Origin of the sequence: Nonomuraea sp. NPDC049784 (assembly GCF_040659615.1) — a bacterium.
In the GTDB taxonomy this organism is placed as follows: domain Bacteria; phylum Actinomycetota; class Actinomycetes; order Streptosporangiales; family Streptosporangiaceae; genus Nonomuraea.
Genome location: NZ_JBFAMX010000004.1, coordinates 19,662 through 41,206 on the forward strand (window position 1 = coordinate 19,662; position 21,545 = coordinate 41,206).

Annotated in this window: 17 protein-coding genes; 12 read left to right on the forward strand and 5 right to left on the reverse strand. The window is 70.6% G+C overall.

Features of this window, described 5'->3' with window-relative positions; genetic code table 11:
- The first annotated feature begins 18 nt into the window (after window positions 1-18).
- Complete coding sequence (locus AB0J09_RS01770) at window positions 19-1,191, forward strand: MFS transporter (protein ID WP_360683431.1); 1,173 nt, start codon at window positions 19-21, stop codon at window positions 1,189-1,191.
- An 84-nt stretch (window positions 1,192-1,275) separates the two neighbouring features.
- On the opposite strand, the gene AB0J09_RS01775 is transcribed toward AB0J09_RS01770, so the two are convergent.
- Together AB0J09_RS01775 and AB0J09_RS01780 are read right to left on the reverse strand one after the other, a co-directional pair.
- Complete coding sequence (locus tag AB0J09_RS01775; protein WP_360683434.1) at window positions 1,276-2,214, reverse strand: Gfo/Idh/MocA family oxidoreductase; 939 nt, start codon at window positions 2,212-2,214, stop codon at window positions 1,276-1,278.
- A 49-nt stretch (window positions 2,215-2,263) separates the two neighbouring features.
- A complete protein-coding gene (locus tag AB0J09_RS01780; protein ID WP_360683437.1) occupies window positions 2,264-3,664 on the reverse strand; it encodes a PLP-dependent aminotransferase family protein in 1,401 nt (466 codons plus the stop codon).
- A gap of 68 nt (window positions 3,665-3,732) precedes the next feature.
- Here AB0J09_RS01780 and AB0J09_RS01785 point away from each other — a divergent pair, with 68 nt between their 5' ends.
- Both AB0J09_RS01785 and AB0J09_RS01790 read left to right on the forward strand, forming a co-directional pair.
- Window positions 3,733-4,614: a DMT family transporter gene (locus AB0J09_RS01785; RefSeq protein WP_360683440.1), complete on the forward strand. Its 882-nt coding sequence runs from the start codon at window positions 3,733-3,735 to the stop codon at window positions 4,612-4,614.
- Window positions 4,615-4,640: 26 nt separating this feature from the next.
- A complete protein-coding gene (locus AB0J09_RS01790) occupies window positions 4,641-6,296 on the forward strand; it encodes a fumarate hydratase (protein WP_360683443.1) in 1,656 nt (551 codons plus the stop codon).
- 97 nt (window positions 6,297-6,393) lie between these two features.
- Here the strand turns inward: AB0J09_RS01790 and AB0J09_RS01795 are convergent, their stop codons facing one another.
- Window positions 6,394-6,582: a DUF5999 family protein gene (locus AB0J09_RS01795; protein ID WP_360683446.1), complete on the reverse strand. Its 189-nt coding sequence runs from the start codon at window positions 6,580-6,582 to the stop codon at window positions 6,394-6,396.
- A 584-nt stretch (window positions 6,583-7,166) separates the two neighbouring features.
- On the opposite strand from AB0J09_RS01795, the gene AB0J09_RS01800 reads away from it, so the two are divergent.
- The 4 genes from AB0J09_RS01800 (at window position 7,167) to AB0J09_RS01815 (ending at window position 12,187) form a co-directional block, all read left to right on the forward strand.
- A complete protein-coding gene (locus tag AB0J09_RS01800; protein WP_360683449.1) occupies window positions 7,167-7,775 on the forward strand; it encodes a superoxide dismutase in 609 nt (202 codons plus the stop codon).
- Between the two features lie 70 nt (window positions 7,776-7,845).
- A complete protein-coding gene (locus tag AB0J09_RS01805) occupies window positions 7,846-8,958 on the forward strand; it encodes a serine/threonine-protein kinase (RefSeq protein ID WP_360683452.1) in 1,113 nt (370 codons plus the stop codon).
- A gap of 35 nt (window positions 8,959-8,993) precedes the next feature.
- Window positions 8,994-10,754 (forward strand): protein kinase, encoded by a 1,761-nt coding sequence (locus AB0J09_RS01810; RefSeq protein WP_360683455.1) that lies wholly within the window; start codon window positions 8,994-8,996, stop codon window positions 10,752-10,754.
- A 47-nt stretch (window positions 10,755-10,801) separates the two neighbouring features.
- On the forward strand, window positions 10,802-12,187 hold the full coding sequence (locus AB0J09_RS01815; protein ID WP_360683458.1) for a class II fumarate hydratase: 1,386 nt from the start codon (window positions 10,802-10,804) through the stop codon (window positions 12,185-12,187).
- Here the strand turns inward: AB0J09_RS01815 and trpD are convergent.
- Complete coding sequence (trpD, locus tag AB0J09_RS01820; protein ID WP_360683461.1) at window positions 12,184-13,236, reverse strand: anthranilate phosphoribosyltransferase; 1,053 nt, start codon at window positions 13,234-13,236, stop codon at window positions 12,184-12,186. The two genes, AB0J09_RS01815 and trpD, sit on opposite strands and share 4 nt — an antisense overlap.
- Before the next feature lie 239 nt (window positions 13,237-13,475).
- Here trpD and AB0J09_RS01825 point away from each other — a divergent pair, with 239 nt between their 5' ends.
- Genes AB0J09_RS01825 through AB0J09_RS01845 form a run of 5 tightly spaced genes read left to right on the forward strand, consistent with a single transcriptional unit; the run spans window position 13,476 to window position 19,545 of the window.
- Window positions 13,476-14,228: a 3-hydroxybutyrate dehydrogenase gene (locus AB0J09_RS01825; protein ID WP_360683464.1), complete on the forward strand. Its 753-nt coding sequence runs from the start codon at window positions 13,476-13,478 to the stop codon at window positions 14,226-14,228.
- Window positions 14,228-16,072: a GAF domain-containing protein gene (locus tag AB0J09_RS01830; protein WP_360683467.1), complete on the forward strand. Its 1,845-nt coding sequence runs from the start codon at window positions 14,228-14,230 to the stop codon at window positions 16,070-16,072. Before AB0J09_RS01825 ends, AB0J09_RS01830 begins: the two co-directional genes overlap by 1 nt.
- 55 nt (window positions 16,073-16,127) lie before the next feature.
- Window positions 16,128-17,402 carry an MFS transporter gene (locus tag AB0J09_RS01835; RefSeq protein WP_360683470.1) on the forward strand — a complete coding sequence of 425 codons (1,275 nt, stop codon included), beginning with the start codon at window positions 16,128-16,130 and terminating at the stop codon, window positions 17,400-17,402.
- Window positions 17,399-18,400, forward strand: a complete 1,002-nt coding sequence (locus tag AB0J09_RS01840; protein WP_360683473.1) for an alpha/beta hydrolase — start codon at window positions 17,399-17,401, stop codon at window positions 18,398-18,400. The genes AB0J09_RS01835 and AB0J09_RS01840 overlap by 4 nt, the downstream gene beginning before the upstream one ends.
- Window positions 18,400-19,545 carry a tannase/feruloyl esterase family alpha/beta hydrolase gene (locus AB0J09_RS01845; protein ID WP_360683475.1) on the forward strand — a complete coding sequence of 382 codons (1,146 nt, stop codon included), beginning with the start codon at window positions 18,400-18,402 and terminating at the stop codon, window positions 19,543-19,545. The genes AB0J09_RS01840 and AB0J09_RS01845 overlap by 1 nt, the downstream gene beginning before the upstream one ends.
- On the opposite strand, the gene AB0J09_RS01850 is transcribed toward AB0J09_RS01845, so the two are convergent.
- Window positions 19,535-21,532, reverse strand: a complete 1,998-nt coding sequence (locus tag AB0J09_RS01850) for a glycosyltransferase family 2 protein (protein ID WP_360683477.1) — start codon at window positions 21,530-21,532, stop codon at window positions 19,535-19,537. The two genes, AB0J09_RS01845 and AB0J09_RS01850, sit on opposite strands and share 11 nt — an antisense overlap.
- Window positions 21,533-21,545: the final 13 nt, after the last annotated feature.

A 21,545-nucleotide genomic window follows, 5' to 3' on the forward strand; every position in this document is an offset into this window, starting at 1 on the left:
CCCGATCAGGAGGCCATAGTGCCGTCCTTGCGTGATCGCCAGGCCCGCCGCGCCACGTACGTCGTCTACGCCGTACAGGGCCTGTCATTCGCCTCGCTGCTCATCCAGGTCGCGAACCTGCAGGCCAAGCACGGCCTCGACGAGGGAACCCTGACGCTCCTGCTGCTGATCGTGCCCGTGTTCGCGGGGGTCGGCAGCGTGGCGGCGGGCACGTTCGCCGCCCGGTTCGGCAGCAAGCTGCTCCTCCGCATCGCCCAGCCCGTGGTCGCGGCCGCCGTGGTGCTCGTCGGCCTCGCGCCGAGCGTGCCGCTGCTGCTGCCCGTGCTGCTGCTGTTCGGGCTGGGGGTGGGCGCGGTGGACGCGGGCATGAACATGCAGGGCGTGGCGGTCGAGCGCAGGTACGGCGTGCAGGTGCTGAACGGGTTCCACAGCGTGTGGAGCGTGTTCAGCATGCTCGGGGCGGCATGGGCGTCGGCGGCCGCCGATCTCCCGCTCCCGTTGATCATGTCCATCCCGATGGTGTTCGCGGTGGCGGGCTCTCTCCTTTCCGGGCGCCACCTGTGCACGCCCGAGGAGGAGAAGGTCGAGGACGCCCCCGCCGGCGCCGCCGCCGGCAGGTTCCCGTGGCGGCCGATCATCCCGCTCTGCCTGGCCATGGCCTTCCTGTACGTCGGCGACGCCGCGGTGTCCAACTTCAACACCGTGTTCATGAAGAACGTGCTCCAAGCGAGTGCGCAGGTGATCCCGCTGGCGTACGTCGCGTACCAGGCGACCACGCTGGCCGTCCGGCTCGGCGGCGACCTGGCGGTCAGGCGGTACGGCCCCGCCGCCATCGTCAGGATCGGCGGCGTGATCGCCACCCTGGGCTTCCTCGGCGTCGTTCTAGCCCCGAACCAGCCGCTCGGCATCGTCGCCTTCGGACTGACCGGGATCGGACTGTCGGTGGTGGCACCGCAGTCGTTCTCGGCGGCGGGCAAGCTCGACCCGGCCGGGACCGGGGTGGCCATCGCCCGGGTGAACCTCTTCAACTACGTCGGCTTCATCGTGGGCGCGGCCCTGGTGGGCGGCATCGCGAACGCCGCGGACATGCGGCTGGCGTTCGCCGCGCCCCTGGTGCTGGCCTCCGTCATCATCGTCCTCGCCCCAGGCTTCGAGCCCAAGCGCCAAACCTCCGCCCCCTCCACCGCCTGACGCCCGGTCGAGGTCTCCTTCGCCACACGCTGGGCCACGTGACCCGGGCCCGGCGATGCGTCGCCGTGCTGCTCCTGTGTGGCTTTACCGCCGTACCTCCGCCACCTCGACGGTGCGGCGTTCGCGCAGTGACAGATCGGCGGCCTCGGCCACGTACAGGGCCTCCAGCGCGTCCTCGATCGTGCAGAGGCTCTTGTCGCTGGTCAGGAAGCCGTCGATCTCGCTGCGGTAGGCGGTCTCGAAGCGGGTGACGAAGTCCGGCCACGCCTTCTCAGGACGCGGCAGGTCCTCGGTCGTGAAAAGGGGGGCGCGCGGGCCGAGGCCGACGGCCTGGGTGCGCTTGGTGCCGGCCAGCTCCATGCGGACGTCGTAGCCGCCGCCGTTGTAGCGCGAGCCCTGCAGGGTGGCCAGCGTGCCGTCGTCCAGGGTGAGCAGCGCGGCGCTGTTGTCGACGTCGCCCGCCTCGGCGAAGAACGACGCCCCGCGGTTCGCCCCCTTCGCGTACACCGAGACCACCTCGCGGCCCGTCACCCAGCGCAGGATGTCGAAGTCGTGGATGTGGCAGTCGCGGAAGATGCCGCCTGAGGTCGCGATGTACTCGGCGGGCGGTGGCGCGGGATCCGCGGTGATCAGGTGAACGCGGTGCAACTCCCCCAGTTCCCCGCCGCGCAGCGCGTGCGCCGCCGCCGCGTACCCGGGGTCGAACCTGCGCTGGAATCCGATCTGCACCCGGTTGCCCGCACTCGCCTCCAGCACCTTGACGGTCTCGGCCACCGTGCTCGCGACCGGCTTCTCGCAGAAGACGGGTATGCCTTGCTCGCAGGCCCTGATGATGAGCTCGGCGTGGGTGCCGGTCGGGGTCGCGATGACCACGGCGTCCGACTCGAAGGGGTCCCCCGGCCTGCCGTACGGCGACGTACGTACGGGATCGGCCACGATCAGCTCGTCCACCAGCGGATGCGCGGCCAGGGTCGCGGCGTGAAATGCTCCGATCCTGCCCAGACCCAGCAGTCCCACACGCATGGCGCCTCCAATCGGCATCAGGCTTTCTTTCTAAGCGAGGTCTTCTCCCTCAGTCAACGTTTTGTCCTGACATGCTGACCTTTAAGCCTCGTACGGCCTCAAATGCCTTGTGCGCGGGCAACCGGGCGAAACCCACCACCACGGCCGCGGACCCCGGCGAGTCGCGCATCGGCGCCACGGGCTCGGTGGACAGGCCGAGCTCCTGCGCGGCGCGCGTGGTCCTGAGCTCGTCCCAGCCGTCCGGCAGCTCCAGGTAGACGTGCAGGCCCGCGTCGATGCCCTTGACCCGGATCTCGGGCAGCTCCTCGGCCAGCGCCCTGACCAGGGCGTCCCTGCGGCGGCGGTACTCCCGGCGCATCCTGCGCAGGTGCTTGTCGTAGCCGCCGGTGCGCAGGAAGTGCGCCAGCGCGTACTGCTCGATGACCGGCGAGCCCAGGTCCAGCTCGCCTCGCGCCCGGCGTACCGCCTCGGCCAGGTCGGGGGGCGCCGCCACCCAGCCCAGGCGCAGACCCGGCGCCATCGCCTTGCTCACACTGCCCGAGAGGATCACCCGGTCGGGGGCCAGACCCTGGAGGCAGCCGACGGGGTCACGGTCGAAGCGGAACTCGGCGTCGTAGTCGTCCTCCAGGATCGCCCGGTTGCCCGCGTACGCCCACTCCATCAGGGCGGCCCGGCGCGGCGGCGAGAGGACCACGCCGGTCGGGTACTGGTGCGCCGGCGTGACCAGGACGGCGTCGCCGCTCAGCCTCCGCACGTCCAGGCCCTCCTCGTCCACGGGAACCGGCACGAGGTGCGCGCCCGCCCGCCTGAGCAGCGGCACCTGGCGGTGGCTCGTCGGGTCCTCGACGGCCAGCCGGAGCGGGCGCTGCCGGCTCAGCACGTGCAGGACCAGGCTCAGGCCCTGGGCCACGCCGCCCACGATGATGAGGTTCTCCGGGCGCACGTCCGCCGCCCTGACCCGCCTGAGGTAGCCGGCCAGCTCTTCGCGCAGTTCGGGCACCCCGCCGGGGTCACCATAGTCGAGGGCTTCCGAGGGGACCGTGGTCAGGACGTGCCTGACGGCGGCGAGCCAGCGCTCGCGGGGGAAGTGGCTGAGGTCGGGAGACGTGGGGCGATGCCCGTAGAACGGCGCGCACACGGGGGCGTTCGGACGCGCCGGTGTGGGGCGGGGCGCCACCTTCTGGCGGGCGGCGGGCCTGGCGGGGGCCTTGGGGGTGACCTGGGTGCCGACGCCCACCCTGGAGACCAGGAAGCCTTCGGCGACGAGCTGCTCGTACGCCTCCACCACCACACCCCTGGAGACCTGGAGGTCGGTGGCCAGGTCGCGGGTCGCGGGAAGGCGGGTGCCCGGAGTCAGCCGGCCACCCCTGATGGACTCACGCAGCTCGGAGGCGATCTGCCCGGCAATCCCTCCCTTATCACGATTTATCTGGATATGGAGGTCAGCCATATTGGTCCTGTCTTTTGGCGGGACATTGGACTGTTTGTGGGAACCATTGTCTCCCTAGCATCCTTCGCATGAGAAACGGCATCGTTGGGGCCGCCTCGGCCATGTTCCTCGTCGGGACGCTGGCCGGAGTGTCCGGACTCGTGGACGGCTATCCCCTGTACGGCGGACAGGCGGTTCGGTATCTCGCGGCTTCGATCGTCCTGCTTCTCATCACGCGAGCGCTCGGCCTGCGGTTCGTCCGGCTCACGCTGCGCGAGGCCCTCTGCCTGGGCGGGCTCACCATGCTCGGCCTGGTGATATTCAACGTCTGCGTGGTCGAGTCGACCCGCGCCGCCGGGCCCAATCTGGTCGGGACCGTGCTCGGCACCGTGCCGCTGGCCCTCGCGCTGGCCGGCGGTCGCCCGGCGCCCCGGCTGCTGGCCGGGGCCTGCGTGGTGGTGGCCGGGGCGACGCTGGCCACCGGACTCGGCAGCGGCAACCTGCCCGGCCTGCTGTGGGCGCTGGGCGCACTCGTGGGCGAGGTGAGCTTCTCCATGCTGGCCATCCCGCTGCTGCCGAAGCTGGGGGCGATCAGGGTGTCGGCCTACTCGACGGCGCTGGCCGTGCCCCTGCTGGCCGCGGTCGGACTGGCGGACGAGGGAGCGGCCGGGATGTTCAGGCCGCCGACGGCGGCGGAGGTGCTCGGGTTCGCGTACCTGGCGGTCGTGGTGACGGTGGTGGCGTTCTTCCTCTGGTACAGCTCGCTGCCCAAGCTGGGCCCCGGCCGGGCCGGGCTGTTCGCGGGGCTCATCCCGGTAGGCGCCATCGTGACGGGGATGGTGCTGGGGGTGGCCACGCCGTCCGCGTACGACCTGCTGGGCGCGGGGCTCGTGATCGCGGGCATCCTCGTGGGCCTGACCGCGGAACGGTCACGAACGGTCTCTGAAGTACCGGCACCGGGAGGCGCGTAATCTCTTGGGGGACCGAAAGGATGGACATGGGCGACTTCGACTACACCGACCTGCTGCCGCTGGGAGCCGATGAGACCGAGTATCGGCTGATCACATCGGAGGGGGTGCGGAAGGTCGAGGCGGCCGGGCGTACGTTCCTCGAGGTCGAGCCGGAGGCGCTGCGGCTGCTGACCGAGACGGCCATCCATGACATCTCCCACTTCCTGCGGGCCTCGCACCTGGCGCAGCTCAGGAAGATCGTCGATGACCCCGAGTCCAGCGGCAACGACCGGTTCGTGGCGCTCGACCTGCTCAAGAACGCCTCCATCTCCGCCGGCGGCGTGCTGCCCATGTGCCAGGACACCGGCACCGCGATCGTCATGGGCAAGCGCGGGCGCCACGTGCTGACCGACGGGCTCGACGCCGAGCACATCGCGCGGGGCGTGTACGACGCGTACACCAAGCTCAATCTGCGTTACTCGCAGATGGCCCCGCTGACCATGTGGGAGGAGAAGAACACCGGCAGCAACCTGCCCGCCCAGATCGAGCTGTACGCCGAGGACCCGCACGGCCATCCGGACGAGTACAAACTGCTGTTCATGGCCAAGGGCGGCGGCTCGGCCAACAAGTCGTTCCTGTACCAGGAGACCAAGGCCGTGCTGAACGAGAAGCGCATGATGGCCTTCCTGGAGGAGAAGATCCGCTCGCTGGGCACCGCGGCCTGCCCGCCGTACCACCTGGCCGTCGTCGTGGGCGGCACCTCCGCCGAGTTCGCGCTGAAGACCGCCAAGTACGCCAGCGCCCGCTACCTCGACTCGATCCCCACGGAGGGGTCGGCGTCGGGGCACGGGTTCCGCGACCTGGAGATGGAGGCCAAGGTCTTCGAGCTGACGCAGAAGCTGGGGATCGGGGCGCAGTTCGGGGGCAAGTACTTCTGCCACGACGTACGCGTCATCCGCCTGCCCAGGCACGGGGCGTCCTGCCCGGTGGCCATCGCTGTCTCCTGCTCGGCCGACCGCCAGGCGCTGGCCAAGATCACGCCTGAGGGCGTCTTCCTGGAGAAGCTGGAAACCGACCCCGCCCGCTTCCTCCCGGAGACCACCGACGAGCACCTCTCGGACGACGTCGTCCAGGTGGACCTCAACCGCCCCATGTCCGAGATCCTCGCCGAGCTGACGAAATATCCCGTTAAGACCCGCCTCTCCCTCACCGGCCCCCTCGTGGTCGCGCGCGACATCGCCCACGCCAAGATCGCCGAACTGCTGGACAACGGTGGCGAGATGCCCCAGTACCTGAAGGACCACGCGGTCTACTACGCGGGACCGGCCAAGACCCCCGCCGGGTACGCCTCCGGCTCGTTCGGGCCGACGACCGCCGGGCGGATGGACTCGTACGTGGGGCGCTTCCAGGCGGCGGGCGGCTCGATGGTCATGCTGGCCAAGGGCAACCGGTCCAAGCAGGTCACCGAGGCCTGCCAGAAGCACGGCGGGTTCTACCTGGGGTCCATCGGCGGCCCCGCGGCGCGGCTGGCGCAGGACTGCATCAAGAAGGTCGAGGTGCTGGAGTATCCGGAGCTGGGGATGGAGGCGGTGTGGAAGATCGAGGTGGTGGACTTCCCCGCGTTCATCGTGGTGGACGACAAGGGTGACGACTTCTTCACCGACCGCACCGGCCCGGTGCTGAGCATCGGCCGCCGCGGCTGAGTCGAGCGCACCGCCCCGCCGTGACGGGCCGCCGACGCGCGTGCCGGTGGCGGCGGTGGCGGGCTACGGCGGCTCATGCGGCGGGCGGCCACGCGGCTCAGGCGGCCACCGGGGCCCGGTGCGGCGCCACGACGGTGCCGTCGGGCAGCAGCAGACCGGTGTCGTCGAACAGCACGACGCCGTTGCAGAGCAGGCTCCAGCCCTGGTCAGGGTGGGCCGCGATGACGTGCGACGCCTCACGGTCGGGCGAGTCGGCACTGGGGCAAACGGGGTAGTGACAGCACATCGCGCACCTCTCAGATTGCGCTCCTGATTCCTGGCTTTCAAAAGGGCAACGGGCGCCCCGATGGCGTGCGAAGGTCCAGCGTGGCTCTGGTCGACTGCTTTGGCCGGCGGCGAACCTGGGTCTGGCGCATCTTCATCACGTCCCTCAATAGCCTGGCGTTAGTAGTGGACCTCGGCGTACACCCTCAGTCTGTCCCTCGAGGCCGACAGTTTCCGGGTCTTTGGGAGAACGCCCTCTCTCTTGGCTGTACCATGCCCCGCCCCCCTTTCGGCACCCTTACAAGTGGCTGACAGCCTCCCTGAAGTTCCTGACAGTCAGCCTGCCGTACCCCTGAAAGACCCCTACCAGGCATCATGCACATTTATCCGCGGCGCATGTGTGCTGAACGACACATCTGCCCGGCGAGCTGCGCAAACGTGCCCAGGAAAGTTTGGCGGGGAAGCCTGCGCGGGCGGCGGGTAAGGCCGCCCGCGCGGCGGGACCAATCTGACCCCCGCAACATTGCCAAGGGAAGACCTAGGTCGCAAGTCTGATGCAGTTGCAAATAACTTGCAATAGTGTCCTGCCGGAGACAAGGAGGACCTATGGGGGATTACACCCTTCCCGACATGCCCTACGACTACGCCTCGCTCGAGCCGGCCATCACCGGCGAGATCCTGGAACTGCACCACGCCAAGCACCACGCGGCCTACGTCAAGGGCGCCAACGACACGCTGGAGCGCCTGGCGGAGGCTCGCGACAAGGGCGAGTTCTCGAACCTGGTGGGCCTGGAGAAGACGTTCGCGTTCAACCTGTCCGGGCACGTACTGCACTCGATCTTCTGGGAGAACCTGTCGCCGGACGGTGGCGACCGCCCGGACGGGCCGCTCAGGGACGCCATCGACGAGCACTTCGGCACGTTCGAGGCGTTCCAGAAGCAGCTCACCACCGCCACCTCGACGGTGCAGGGCTCCGGCTGGGGCGTGCTGGCCTGGGAGCCGCTGAGCCGCAGGCTCGTCGTCGAGCAGGTCTACGACCATCACGGCAACGTGGGCATGAACACCACTCCGCTGCTAGTGTTCGACGCCTGGGAGCACGCGTACTACCTTCAGTATCGAAACGTGCGCCCGGACTACGTCGACAAACTGTGGGGCCTCGTGAACTGGGCCGATGTGGCCACGAGGTTTGCTGACGTGACGAGTCAGGCGGGTTGACTTAAGTTCGCAACAATTTATCGGCCGCGCCTCTACTGGTCGGTTTACACAAATAGGTAAGCTGCCAGGCATGCGTGCGCCCTCTGGTTACCTACTCGCCGCGCGCTACCGGCTTATGGAGCCGGTTGGACGCGGCGGCATGGGCACCGTTTGGCGGGCGCATGACGAGCTGCTCGACCGTGATGTGGCGGTCAAGGAGGTGCGGCTGCCGACCGTGCTCGACGAGGAGCTGCGTGCCGAGCTGTGCGCGCGGACCGAGCGCGAGGGCAGGGCGACCGCGATGGTCGCGCACCCGTCGGTCATCACCGTCTTCGACGTGGTCACCGAGGACGACCGGCCGTGGATCGTGATGGAGCTGCTCCGGGCCAAGTCCCTGGAGCAGCTCATCCAGGAGGAGGGACCGCTCCACCCGCGCAGGGCTGCCGAGATCGGCCGGCAGATCCTCGGCGCGCTACGCGCCGTCCACGCCAAGGGGATCCTGCACCGCGACGTCAAGCCGAGCAACGTGCTGGTGACCGAGGACCGCGCAGTGCTCACCGACTTCGGACTGGCCGCGCTCGAAGGTGACGTTTCCATCACCCAGGCGGGCATCGTCCTGGGGTCCGCGGGATACATCGCTCCAGAGCGGGTGCTCGGCTCGAAGGCCAGCCCCGCGGGCGATCTGTGGTCGCTCGGCGCGACCCTCTACACCGCCGTCGAGGGCCGGGGCCTGCACGGTCGCCGTACGGCCGCCGCCGCGCTCGCGGCGCTCACCAGCGGCGAGCCGATCCCGATGACCAAGGCGGGGCCGCTGGCCCCCGTGCTTGACGCGCTGCTCAGGATCGACCCGCAGACCAGGCTCGACTCCGTACGGGCCTCGCTCATGCTGGCCAGAGTGGCCGCGGGAGGTTCGGCCGAGGAGCCCCTGGCACCGCGCAAGTCCATACGCATGGGTCCGTCCACCATCACGCCGCCGTCTTTCACACGCAGGCCCGCGCATCGCGGGCTGCACAGGGCGGATGTCACCGCGACAGCGCTGTCGGTCCCGGCGCCACGGCAAGAACGCAAGCCCGGCGAGGGGGTGCACAGGAAACGCGTTGAAGCGGGGCCGGCACCGTCCGCATATGCCCGTTTCAAAGCGGCGGTGATAAAGTTGTGTCTTCCTCGGCGGTTCTGGCCAAGAGAACTTCGCAAGCGAGGTTAAAGCACTTCCCAAGCGAGAATCGATATCTTCTTCTCATGCCGGAACAGCAGACACGCCTGCTCGCGGAGCGCTACGAGCTCATAGCCCCGCTCGGCCGGGGGACCATGGGCACCGTGTGGCGCGCACGCGACCGCGCTCTCGGGCGCGAGGTGGCGGTCAAGGAAATCCGCCAGGACCCCGGCCTCACTGAGGAACAGCGGGCCGAGCTGCGCGAACGCATGGTCCGTGAAGGGCGCATCGCCTCACGCATCAACCACCCGTCCGTCGCCGCCATCCACGACGTGCTGATCCAGAACGACAGCCCGTGGATCATTATGGAGCTCATCGAAGCCCGCTCGCTGGAGCAGGTGATCGAGGAGGAGGGGCCGCTGCCGCCGCGGCTGGTGGCCGAGATCGGCGTGGATCTGCTGGGGGCGCTGCGTACCGCGCACGCCCAGGGCATCACCCATCGCGACGTCAAGCCGGGCAACGTGCTCATCACCGAGAGCGGGCGCGTGGTGCTGACCGACTTCGGCATCGCCAAGGCGGAGGGCGACTCGCGGCTGACGAAGACCGGCATGGTGATCGGCTCGCCCGGCTACACGGCGCCGGAACGCGCCAGGGGCGAGTACACCGGCCCCGAGTCCGACATCTGGTCACTCGGAGCGACTCTGTACTTCGCCGTCGAGGGGCGGCCCGCGTACGAGCGGGCCACGATCGCGGAGACGCTGGCGGCGCTGCTCAGCGAGAGCGCCGACCCGCCGACGCAGGCAGGGCAGCTGCGGCCGGTGCTGAACGGGCTGCTGAACAAGGACTACCGGCAGCGGCTCGGCGCTGCCAAGGCGGAGACCCTGCTGCGCATGGTCGCCGACACCCCCACGAGCGAGATGCCGGTGCTCACGGCCGAGGCTCTTATGGCGCAGGAGGCCGCTATGCCCGATCCGTTCGCCGTCCCCAGGAACGCCGTCCCCCAGCCTCCCGCACCCGCCGGACAAGGCGGTCCCGGAGGACCCTGGGGTCAGGGCCAGCCTCCCGCCGGACCGGGCGGCCCGATGCCCGGAGGGCCCGGAGGACCGGTTGGTGCTCCCGGCCGTCCCGTTCCTGCGCGACCCGGCGGCCCCGGCCCTGGCGGCCCCGTGCCGGGCGGTCCCGTGCCGGGCGGTCCCGTGCCGGGCGGCCCCGTGCCGGGCGGTCCGGTGCCTGGGGGCCCAGGTGGACCCGTACCCGGCGCGCCTGGCATGCAAGAGCCCGGCAGGCAGGGGCCTGGCGGACAGGGGCGGCGGCCGGTTCCGGGGCCCGCGTCAGGGCCGCACGGGCCGAGTGGCCCCAATGCGCCCACCGTGCCGCGGGTCACCCCGCCCGCTTACCCGCCGCAGGCCGGTGCCGCCGGCACCCAGGGCACCTCGTCCCCTGAGGCGGGGTACGACCCGGAGCGGACGGTCAGCATCGCGCGGCCCAAAGGGCCGTTCCCCCCGGCTCTCGAGCGGCCTCAGCCGCCGCAGCAGCCGGGTGACGAGGGCGCCGTCGCCACCCAGCGCATCCAGCTCCCGCAGCCGCCCGGCCAGCAGGTGTATCCACCGACGGGCAAGCCCCAGCCCGTCCCCCAGCAGCCGGTGATGCCGCAGCAGGGGCCCCAGCAAGGCCCGCAGCAGGTCCCGCGGCAGGGGAAGGGCCTGGGTACGGACCTGTTCGCGATCGCGGGCAACCCGGAGCAGAAGCCCACAGGCAACCGTAACGGCATGCTGGTGCTCATGACGGTGGCCGCCGTCGCGGCCGTGGTGATCGCCGTCCTCATCGTGGCCCTGTTCTCGAGCTGACCACCCGCCACGCGGGGAGCGCGCGGCCGTGGGTAAGACTGGAAGTCATGAGCGAGTTCAGAATCGAACATGACTCGATGGGCGAGGTACGCGTGCCCTCAGGCGCCAAGTGGCGCGCGCAGACCCAGCGGGCAGTGGAGAACTTCCCGGTCTCGGGACGCCCTCTCGAGCCGTCCCACATCGCCGCGCTCGGCCTGATCAAAGCGGTGGCCGCCGAGGTGAACGGCGAGCTGGGCGTGATCGACAAGGACATGGCCGAGGCCATCGCCCAGGCCGCGGCCGACGTGGCCGAGAACGAGCACGACGCCCACTTCCCAATTGACGTCTTCCAGACCGGCTCGGGCACCTCGTCCAACATGAACGCCAACGAGGTGATCGCGACGCTGGCGGAAGAGCGCCTCGGCCGTCCCGTGCACCCGAACGACCACGTGAACGCCTCCCAGTCGTCCAACGACGTCTTCCCGACCTCGATCCACGTGGCGGCGGCGACCGAGGTGACGTTCCACCTGCTGCCCTCGCTCCAGCACCTGGCGGCGGCGCTGCGGGAGAAGGCGATCGAGTTCGACGGGGTGGTGAAGTCGGGGCGTACCCACTTGATGGACGCGACCCCGGTGACGCTCGGCCAGGAGTTCGGTGGGTACGCCACCCAGATCGAGCACGGCGTCGTACGCGTCTCCGCGGCCCTCGAGCACGTGCTTGAGCTGCCCCTGGGCGGCACCGCCGTGGGCACCGGCATCAACACCCCGCCCGGCTTCGCCCACGAGGCCATCGCCAAGCTCCGCGAGGCGACCGGCATCGCGTTCGTCGAGGCCGGCGACCACTTCGAGGCCCAGGGTGCGCAGGACTCGATCGTCGAGCTGTCGGGACAGCTCAAGGTGGTGGCCGTCTCGCTCACCAAGATCGCCAACGACCTCCGCTGGATGGGCTCGGGCCCGCGCGCGGGGCTGGGCGAGATCAACCTGCCCGACCTGCAGCCCGGCTCGTCGATCATGCCCGGCAAGGTCAACCCGGTGATCCCCGAGGCCACGGCCATGGTCGCGGCCCAGGTGATCGGCAACGACGCGGCGATCACGTTCGCCGGCGCGTCCGGCACCTTCGAGCTGAACGTGCAGCTCCCGGTCATCGCACGCAACATCCTGGAATCGATCAAGCTGCTGGCGAACGTGTCGCGGCTGCTCGCCGACCGCTGCGTCTCCGGCATCACGGCGAACGTCGAGCGCCTGCGCGAGTACGCCGAATCGTCCCCGTCGATCGTCACCCCGCTGAACAGGTACGTCGGCTACGAGGAGGCCGCGAAGATCGCCAAGCAGGCCCTGGCCGAGCGCAAGACGATCCGCGAGGTCGTCATCGAGCGCGGCCACGTGGCCAACGGCACCCTGACCGAGGAGCAGCTCGACGCCGCGCTCGACGTGCTGTCAATGACCAGACCCTAATGATCGGGCGCTGACGCCCGTGCCCGGGTGGCTTCGGCCCAGCGGGTGAGCAGGGACAGCGCGGCGCCGGAGTCGACCACGTCCGCGGCTCGCTTGTAGGCGGCGCCCAGGGCGGCCGTGAGGTCGGGCGCGGGCGGGGCGCCGTCGCCGGCCACCATGGCGGCGGCCGCGTTGAGCAGCACGACGTCGCGCACCGGTCCCTGGTCTCCGGCGAGCACCGCCCGCGCCACGGCCGCGTTGTGCCGGGCGTCGCCGCCGCGCAGGTCGTCGGGGCGCGCCCGCGGGATCGACAGGTCAGCCGGGTCGAAGACGGTACGCGTCACGGTGCCGCGGCGTACCACCCAGACCGTGGAAGGGCCCGAGGTGGTGAGCTCGTCGAGCCCGTCGTCGCCCCTGAAGACCAGCGAGGAGCAGCCCCGCTCGGCCAGCACGCCCGCGATGACCGGAGCCAGCCCGGGATGGAAGACGCCGACCGCCTGGGCGGGCGGCAGGGCGGGGTTGGTGAGCGGGCCGAGGAAGTTGAAGACCGTCGGGACGCCCAGCTCACGGCGCGGCCCCGAAGTGCGTTTCAACGCCGGGTTGAACACGGGCGCGAAGCAGAACGTGATGCCGGCCTCGTCCGCCACCTCGACCACCGCGGCGGGCGGCAGGTCGATGACGACTCCCAGTTCCTCGAGCACGTCCGCCGCGCCCGCCATGGAGGAGGCGGCCCTGCCGCCGTGCTTGACCACCTTGACGCCGGCGGCGGCCGCGACGATGGCGGCCATGGTGGAGATGTTCACGGTGTTGGCGCGGTCGCCGCCGGTGCCGACGAGGTCGACAGGGTGGCCAGAGACCCTGATCGCGGCAGCCCTGGACAACATGCCGTCGGCCAGCCCGGACACCTCCGCCACACTCTCGCCCTTGGCCCGCAGCGCGACCGCGAACGCGGCGATCTGAGCGTCCGTCGCCGTCTCCGTGATGATCTGCTCCATGGCCCATTGGGCCTGGCGTGAGGTGAGCGACGCGCCGTCGAGCAGCGTGGTGAGCAGTGCGGGCCAGGTGGTCATGGTGTGCGCCCCTTTCGTCTGTGCTCGACGAGGCGCGTTCGACATGCCGACGGCCGCCTCGTCGAGGCGGCCGTTGCGCGTATACGCCGGGAGGTCCGCCTAGGAGGCGGGCCACCACTGGGACGAATACGCGATCATGCGCTCAACATAGCAGATTCCAGTGATCCACATAGAGGGAGTCTCATCTATGTCGCCCGCACCCATGCGTCGAGGCGTGGAGAGCGCCTAGGGTTCGGGGTATGGCGAAGGAGCTGACGGGGCGGACCGCGCTTGTGACGGGGGCGGGAGGCGGCATCGGGGCGGCCTGCGCCCGGCGCCTGGCCGCCGAGGGGGCCAGGGTGCTGGTCGTCGACATGCGGGCCGAGCCCGCCGAGAAGGTCGCCGCCGAGATCGGCGGCGCGGCCGTGGTCGCCGATCTGAGCGATCCCGGCTTCGTGGCGTCGCTGCCGGACGAGCCGGTGGACATCGTGGTGAACAACGCCGGGTTCCAGCACGTCGCGCCGATCGAGGAGTTCCCGCCCGAGGTCTTCTCGGCGATTCTCAAGGTGATGGTCGAGGCGCCGTTCCTGATCGCACGCAAGGTCCTGCCCGGCATGTACGCCAAGGGCTGGGGCCGGTTCGTGAACATCTCCTCTGTGCACGGGCTGCGTGCCTCGCCGTACAAGTCGGCCTACACGTCGGCCAAGCACGCGCTGGAGGGGTTCTCCAAGGTCGTGGCGCTCGAAGGGGCGCCGCACGGCGTCACCTCGACCTGCGTCTGCCCGGCGTACGTGCGGACCGGGCTGGTCGAGGCGCAGATCGCCGACCAGGCTAAAGTGCACGGCATCGAGCCGGACGAAGTCGTGGAGAGCATCATGCTGCAGCCCGCCGCGATCAAGCGGCTGATCGAGCCGGAGGAGGTGGCCGAGCTGGTCAACTACCTGTGTGGCCCCGCCGGGTCGTTCATCACCGGCGTGTCGCTGCCTGTGGACGGCGGCTGGACGGCGCGCTAGTGGCCAAACACTTCCTCGAACTGCTGGCCAGGGAGGCCTCTGCCGTCGAGTTCGAGGGGCCGATCATCCGGGCCAGGGCGGCCGGGGCGGCCCCGGCCACGATCGAGGAGCTGGAGCAGGCCAAGGTCGAGGCGCTCAAGGTACGCGAGCTGCTCAAAAGGCGTGCCAGGCGCGAGGCCGAGCTGTCGGCGCTGTACGACACGGCCGGCGACCTGGCCGCGCTGCGCGACCTCGACGCCGTGCTGGAGGCCATCGTGCACCGGGCCAGGCAGCTCCTGGCCACCGACGTCGCCTACATGACGCTGCACGACCCCGAGCAGGGCGACACGTACATGCGGGTCACCGACGGCTCGATCTCGGCCAAGTTCCGGGCGCTGCGGCTGGCCATGGGGGCGGGGCTGGGCGGGCTGGTGGCGCAGACGGCCACGCCGTACTCGACCGCCGACTACTTCGCCGACGCCAGGTTCCGGCACAAGGACGACATCGACGAGGCCGTCAAGGAGGAGGGCCTGGTCGCGATCCTGGGCGTGCCCTTGCGGCTGGGCCAGCGGGTGATCGGCGTGCTGATGGCGGCCAACCGCAGCGCGCGGCCGTTCCACCAGGAGGAGGTGTCGCTGCTGGCGAGCCTGGCCGCGCACGCCGCCGTCGCGATCGACAACGCCAGGCTGCTGCAGGAGACCAGGAACGCGCTGGAGGAGCTCTCCCAGGCCCACAGGGTCGCCAGGGAGCACGGCGACGCCGTGGAGCGGGGCGCGCTGGCCCACGACAGGATGACCTCGCTGGTGCTGCGCGGCGGCGGGATCGAGGACGTGGCGGCCGTGGTGACCGACGTCCTCGGCGGGTCGCTGGCCGTGCTCGACGACCTGGGGCGGCCGCTCACGGGCGACGTGGGCGAGCTGGACTCCGGGGTGTTCGAGGCGGCGCAGGCGTCCAGGGCGCTGGGGCGTACCGTGCGGAGGAGCGACCTGCTGATCGCGTCCGTGGACGTCGGCGCTGAGCCGCTGTGCACGCTGATCCTGCGCAGCGACGACGCCGACGAGCGCATCCTGGAGCGGGCGGCGCTGGTGTGCGCGCTGCTCCTGCTGTTCCGCAGGAGCGTGGCGGAGGCCGAGGGCCGGGTCAGGGGCGAGCTGCTCGACGACCTGATCTCCCGGCCCGACTCCCCCGGACTGACCGACCGGGCGCGAAGGCTGGGTGTGGACCTGCACGCGCCGCACGTCGTGGTGGTGGCCAAGCACGGCGGCCAGCGGGAGCGGGCCGCGTTCTGGGCCTCGTCGCAGGCCGCGCTGCGGCACGGGCTGGCGGCGGGCCGGGGTGACGAGGTCGTGCTGCTGCTGCCCGGCGAGAACGCGGGCCGCATCGCGCAGAACGTGGCCGTGGAGCTCAGCACGTCGCTGCACAGCCCCGCCACGGCGGGCGCGTCGAGAGCCGCCGTCGAAGGGGACGTGGCCGGGGCGTACCAGGAGGCGCACAGATGCGCCGAGGCGCTGATCGCGCTCGGGCGGACCGGTGACGGCGCGAGCGCGGCCGAGCTGGGGTTCGTGGGGCTGCTCGTCGGCGACGGCCGCGACGTGCGCGGCTTCGTCAGCAGGGTGCTCGGCGCCGTGATCGACTACGACGCCCGCAGAGGCACTGCGCTCGCCGACACGATGGCCGCCTACTTCGGCTCGGGCGGCTCGCCCTCCCGTACGGCCGAGGCCATGCATATCCACGTCAACACCGTCACGCAACGGCTCGACAGGATCGGCAAGCTGCTCGGCGACGGCTGGCTGGAGCCGGAGCGCGCGCTCGAGATCCAGCTGGCGCTCCGCCTGCACCGGCTCGGCCACACATCCACCCCATAGACTGTGGGCTCTGGCGCCATATGAGTGACGCCGGTCACTCCATACCGTGACCGGCATGGCCACTTCCATCAAGAAGATCGTCGCCGCGAGCCTGATCGGCACCACCATCGAGTGGTACGACTTCTTCCTGTACGGCTCGGCAGCCGCCCTCGTCTTCAACAAGCTCTTCTTCCCCGAGTCCGACCCGCTCACCGGCACGCTGCTGGCGTTCCTCACCTACGCCGTCGGATTCGTCGCCCGCCCCCTCGGCGGCCTGGTCTTCGGCCACTTCGGCGACCGGGTGGGCCGCAAGACGCTGCTGGTCGTCAGCCTGCTGACCATGGGCGCCGCGACCTTCCTGATCGGCTGCCTGCCGACGTACGAGACCCTGGGCCCGTCCGCGGCGCTGCTGCTGACCGCGCTGAGGCTCGTGCAGGGCTTCGCGCTCGGCGGCGAATGGGGCGGCGCGGTGCTGATCGTCTCCGAGCACGGAGAGACCGACCGCCGCGGCTTCTGGGCCTCCTGGCCGCAGGCCGGCGCCCCCGGCGGCAACCTGCTGGCCACCGGCGTGCTGGCGGCCCTGTCCGCCTGGCAGTCGGACGAGGCGTTCCTGGCGTGGGGCTGGCGGGTGCCGTTCCTGCTGTCGGGCGTGCTGGTGCTGATCGGGCTCTGGATCCGGCTGACGATCACCGAGTCGCCGGTCTTCCAGCAGGCCCCGCCGGAGCAGGCGGCGCCCATCGTGGGCGTGCTGCGGCACCACTGGAAGGACGTGATCACCGCGATCGGCGCGCGCCTCGCGGAGAACATCTCGTTCTACCTCCTCACCGTGTTCGTCATCACGTACGCCAAGTCAGCCAAGATCGAGAACTCCACCGTGCTGGGCGCGGTGCTGATCGCCTCGGCCATCCACTTCGTCACGATCCCGATGTGGGGCGCGCTGTCCGACCGGATCGGCCGCCGCCCGATCTACCTGGCGGGCGCCGCCGGGATCGGGGTGTGGATCTTCGCGTTCTTCCCGCTCGTGGACACGGGCAACTTCCTGGTGATCACCCTCGCCGTCACCGTCGGCCTGCTCTTCCACGGCATGATGTACGGCCCGCAGGCGGCCTTCTTCTCCGAGCTCTTCGGCACCAGGATGCGGTACACCGGCGTCTCCATCGGCGCGCAGCTCTCGGCGATCGTCGCCGGCGCACTGGCCCCGATCATCGCGGTCGCGCTGCTGAAGAGCTACTCGAGCAGCGTGCCCATCTCGATCTACCTTGGTGTGGCGGCGCTGCTCACCCTGGCCGCGGTCTACGCCGCGCGTGAGACCCAGGGCCGCGACCTGGCCGAGAGGATCCACGCGCAATGAAGGTCACCACGCCGAGGCTCACCCAGAACGTCCTGACCGTCGAGGGCAGGGACACCGGCGAGCCCGCGCTGTTCGTACACGGCAACGTCTCCTCCGCCGCCTTCTGGCGCGACAGCATGGCGGCGCTGCCCGGCGGCTACCGCCCGCTCGCGGTGGACCTGCGCGGGTTCGGCGAGAGCGACCCCGCGCCCGTGGACGCCTCGAGGGGCCTGCGCGACTACTCCGACGACCTGATCGAGCTGGTCGAGGCGCTCGACCTGGACGGGGTGCACCTGGTCGGCTGGAGTCTGGGCGGCGGCATCGTCCTACAGCTCCTGCGCGACCGGCCGGCCGTCGTCAGGAGCGTCACCCTGGTCAACCCCATCTCCCCGTACGGCTTCGGCGGCACGGAGGGCCCCGAGGGCCGCCTCACGCACCCCGACGGCACGGGAGCGGGAGCCGGAGCAGCCAACCCGGACTTCGTGGCCCGGCTCAAGGCGGGCGACATGTCGGACGAGTCCCCCACGTCGCCCCGTAGCGTCTTCCGCTCCTCGTACGTCAAGCACCCCGAGGTCCCCGACGAGGACTTCTACGTACGCTCGATGCTCACCACCCACGTCGGCGAGGCCAACTACCCAGGCGACGCCGTCACCAGCCCCGAGTGGCCCGGCGTGGCCCCCGGCAAGACCGGTCTGCTCAACGCCATCGCCCCCACCCACTTCCGCCTGGACGACCTCCACGAGATCGACCCCAAGCCGCCCATCCTGTGGATCAGGGGCGCCGACGACGTGATCGTCTCGGACACGTCGCTGTTCGACCTGGCCCACCTGGGCGCGCTCGGCGTGGTGCCCGGCTCCCCCGGCACGCCGGCCCAGCCCATGGTGGCCCAGACCAGGGCCGTGCTTGAGCGCTACGGCCCGTACCGCGAGGTCGTGCTCGACGACTGCGGCCACAGCCCGCACCTGGAGCATCCCGAAGAGTTCCAGCGCCTGCTGGCCGCCCACCTCGGGGAGGCGTGATGCTCGTCGCGCTGAGCTTAGTGGCGAGCCTGCTCACGCCGACCCCGCAGCTCACGGTCCCGGGCGCGGAGCAGGCCCTGGTGGCCACGCTGGACGACCTGACGACGGCGGGCACGGTGAAGACCGGCCACACCGACCCGGCCGACTGGGTGGGCCTGCACTCGGCCGCCACGGTCAACCCGACGGGCGTGCCCGGCACCCAGATCGACGGCTACTTCCCCGACACCTCCACCACCAATGCCACGCACGGCTGGAACCACGACTCCCAGTTCGTGATCAGGCTCCCCGACAACTGGAACGGCGGCCTCGTCGTCAGCGGCACCCCCGGCAACAGGGAGCAGTACGCCAACGACTACACGATCTCCGACTGGGTCCTGGCCAAGGGGTACGCGTTCGCCGCCACCGACAAGGGCAACGTCGGCGTGAACTTCTACGAGGACGGCCGCCGCCCCGGCGACGCCATCGCCGAGTGGAACGACCGCGTCACCCAGCTCGCGGTGGCCGCCAAGGCCGTCGTCAAGCAGCGGTACGGCAAGCGGCCGAAGCGGACGTTCGTGGCAGGCATCTCGAACGGCGGCTACCTGGTCAGATGGCAGCTGGAGAACCGCGGCTGGCTCTACGACGGCGGCGTCGACTGGGAGGGCACGCTCTGGCGGGTCAAGGGCGACAACCTGCTCAACTTCCTGCCGCCAGCGCTGAAGGCGTACCCGGACGAGGCCGGGGTTCGGGCGGCCGGGTTCGCGGCGGGCTCGGAGTTCCTGTGGCCCTTCCACCGGCAGTACTACTGGGAGCTCACGCAGCAGCTCTACCAGAAGGAGCTGGACCCGTCCTATCAGGGCGCGGCGGCCGACTACGACTACGACCAGCGCAGGCCGTACGCGGCGGTGGCGAAGATCGCACTGACCGGCCGGATCACCAAGCCGCTGATCACGATCCACGGGACGCTCGACACGCTGCTGCCGATCTCCCGCGACTCCGACGTCTACGCGAAGATGGTCGGCCCGAACCGGCCGTTCCGCTACTACCGCGTCGAAGGCGGCAACCACCTCGACAGCCTGGTGGACGTCTACCCCGACCGGCTCAAGCCCATGCTGCCGGTCTTCAGGCACGCCTTCGAGGAGTTGGAGGGCTGGGTCAGTCCTTGAGATAGCGGTGCTTGCCCGCGCGCGCCAGACGCACCAGGTGACGCGCGCCGGGCAGCCGCCTGCCGATCCTGTGCAGCAGGGTGTCCCTGCCCATGGGCGAGCGCCGCCGTGGATCGACGGCGGCGGCCGGCCGTACCGAGATCCTCCCCCTGTGGATCTCCAGCGCGAACCTCAGTCCAACCTCCTCCTCCGACGAGCGCAGCGACGACAGCCACCGGCCGGGGCCGAGCTGGTCGGGGGCCGGCATCATCCACTTGACCGGCATCTTGGCGACGAGCTGCCCGGCGATCTTGCCTGGCACCCCCGCCTCCACCAGCGCCGGGGCGCACACCTCGCGGCCGCGCCGCCCGGTGCTGCGCAGCACCAGCTCCAGCGGCGGGCCGCCGCTCGGCGGCACGTACGGGACCGGCAGCACGACGTACACGTGACCGTCGAGCCGCTTGATCTCCACCCCCGGCGACACCAGTCCGATCGACTCGGGGAACGAGCGCGGCTCGATGGCCAGGCCCAGCTCGCCGTGGTCGGTCCAGCACGGCACCACCAGCCGTACCCTGGGGCGCTGGGCCAGCACGCCCAGGCAGTTCAGCGGGCCGTCGGAGCGGCCGACCCGGCTCCTGGCCTGGTTGGCGCCCCCGAACATGCGTACGTGCACCTCCCACTGGCCGGGTTTGAGCGGCTCACCGTGCGCCGCCTTCGTCACGTCGAGCCTGCCCTCGCCTCTGATCTGCACCCTGATCTTGTTGCGGCCGTCGGCGACGCGCTCCACGTGCTGCGTTATCGGCAGGAAGTGGATCGCGCCGGTCTCGGAGTGGCGCACGTAGAGCTCGACGCGGGCCCGCTCGACCGCGTCGGTGATGTCGGTGACGCTGTCGTCCAGCGAATCGGTCTCCATCGCGCGCGGCGGTATCCAGTGCACGCGCTCGCCCTGCGTACGGTACCTGTCGGGCGTGCCATCGCCCGCCAGGACCTCCACGGTCAGTCCGAGCACCAGCACATGGGCGTCCCAGCGCATCTCGGTCAGGTCGGCGCGGAGGCCGGCGCTCTTGGAGGAGTTCGACAGGAGCACGATCTGGTCCAGGCGTCCCATGCGGGCGTACGCGGCGACCACGCGGAGCTGGACCGGGATGTAGCGGTCGAGCCGTGTGGGGAACCGCTCCGTCGCGAGCTCCTGCACCACCCGGAAGTGCAGGCCGCGATCGACGGAGGAGTCGGCGAACCTGGCGGTCACCAGCGGGCGCAGGACGGCGTAGCGGAACCAGTGAGCGTACATGCGGTCGCGCTGGCGGCCCTCGCCGACGTAGGTGTCGATGTCGTCGAGGAGCCCGATCAGCTCCTTGACCATCGCCCGCGGCTCCTCCTCGTATCCACGCCGCTCACCGAGGTGGCAGCAGATGTGCTCGGCCAGCACGGCGATGACCTTGGCGCGCAGGTAGGCCCGCATCACGAATGCCTGCTCGGCCATCCGGCCGCCGGGCACGGCGAAGCCCAGCTCGTGCTCCTCCAGGAAGGCACGACGGTAGAGCTGCTGCGGCACGAGCAGGCCGAGCAGCCTGTCGCGCACGATGTCGGCGCGGGGCGTGCTGCGCTCGAAGGCTGTCATCGGCGGCCCGAAGTCGCGGATCAGACGGCCTATCAGCACGTCGGCGTCGGTCTCCACGGCACGCTCGTACATGCGGGCGATCGCGTCCTTCTCCAGCCGGTCACCCTGGTCGAGGAAGAACACGTAGTCGCCGACGGCGGCCGCGAGGCCCACGTTGCGGCCGCGCATGGGGGAGCCGGTGTGCGGCAGGTGCAGCACGCGGACGTTCTCGCGGGCCGCGGCGATGGTGTCGAGCCGCTCCCCGGTCCCGTCGGTGGAGCCGTCGTCCACGAAGATCACTTGATATTCGGCCACGGGCATGGTCTGCTCCACGGCCGAACGGATGCACGCGTTGGCGGTGCCACCCGGATTGTGGACATTGACGATCACACTGACCTTCACACCCATGCGGCCAGCGTGC

Excerpts from the sequence above, each read along its gene's own strand:
- AB0J09_RS01775 (WP_360683434.1), bottom strand. The coding sequence starts at position 2,214 with ATGCGTGTGGGACTGCTGGGTCTGGGCAGGATCGGAGCATTTCACGCC.
- AB0J09_RS01780 (WP_360683437.1), bottom strand. The coding sequence starts at position 3,664 with ATGGCTGACCTCCATATCCAGATAAATCGTGATAAGGGAGGGATTGCC.
- AB0J09_RS01785 (WP_360683440.1), top strand. The coding sequence starts at position 3,733 with ATGAGAAACGGCATCGTTGGGGCCGCCTCGGCCATGTTCCTCGTCGGG.
- AB0J09_RS01790 (WP_360683443.1), top strand. The coding sequence starts at position 4,641 with ATGGGCGACTTCGACTACACCGACCTGCTGCCGCTGGGAGCCGATGAG.
- AB0J09_RS01795 (WP_360683446.1), bottom strand. The coding sequence starts at position 6,582 with ATGTGCTGTCACTACCCCGTTTGCCCCAGTGCCGACTCGCCCGACCGT.
- AB0J09_RS01800 (WP_360683449.1), top strand. The coding sequence starts at position 7,167 with ATGGGGGATTACACCCTTCCCGACATGCCCTACGACTACGCCTCGCTC.
- AB0J09_RS01805 (WP_360683452.1), top strand. The coding sequence starts at position 7,846 with ATGCGTGCGCCCTCTGGTTACCTACTCGCCGCGCGCTACCGGCTTATG.
- AB0J09_RS01810 (WP_360683455.1), top strand. The coding sequence starts at position 8,994 with ATGCCGGAACAGCAGACACGCCTGCTCGCGGAGCGCTACGAGCTCATA.
- AB0J09_RS01815 (WP_360683458.1), top strand. The coding sequence starts at position 10,802 with ATGAGCGAGTTCAGAATCGAACATGACTCGATGGGCGAGGTACGCGTG.
- trpD (WP_360683461.1), bottom strand. The coding sequence starts at position 13,236 with ATGACCACCTGGCCCGCACTGCTCACCACGCTGCTCGACGGCGCGTCG.
- AB0J09_RS01825 (WP_360683464.1), top strand. The coding sequence starts at position 13,476 with ATGGCGAAGGAGCTGACGGGGCGGACCGCGCTTGTGACGGGGGCGGGA.
- AB0J09_RS01835 (WP_360683470.1), top strand. The coding sequence starts at position 16,128 with ATGGCCACTTCCATCAAGAAGATCGTCGCCGCGAGCCTGATCGGCACC.
- AB0J09_RS01840 (WP_360683473.1), top strand. The coding sequence starts at position 17,399 with ATGAAGGTCACCACGCCGAGGCTCACCCAGAACGTCCTGACCGTCGAG.
- AB0J09_RS01845 (WP_360683475.1), top strand. The coding sequence starts at position 18,400 with ATGCTCGTCGCGCTGAGCTTAGTGGCGAGCCTGCTCACGCCGACCCCG.
- AB0J09_RS01850 (WP_360683477.1), bottom strand. The coding sequence starts at position 21,532 with ATGGGTGTGAAGGTCAGTGTGATCGTCAATGTCCACAATCCGGGTGGC.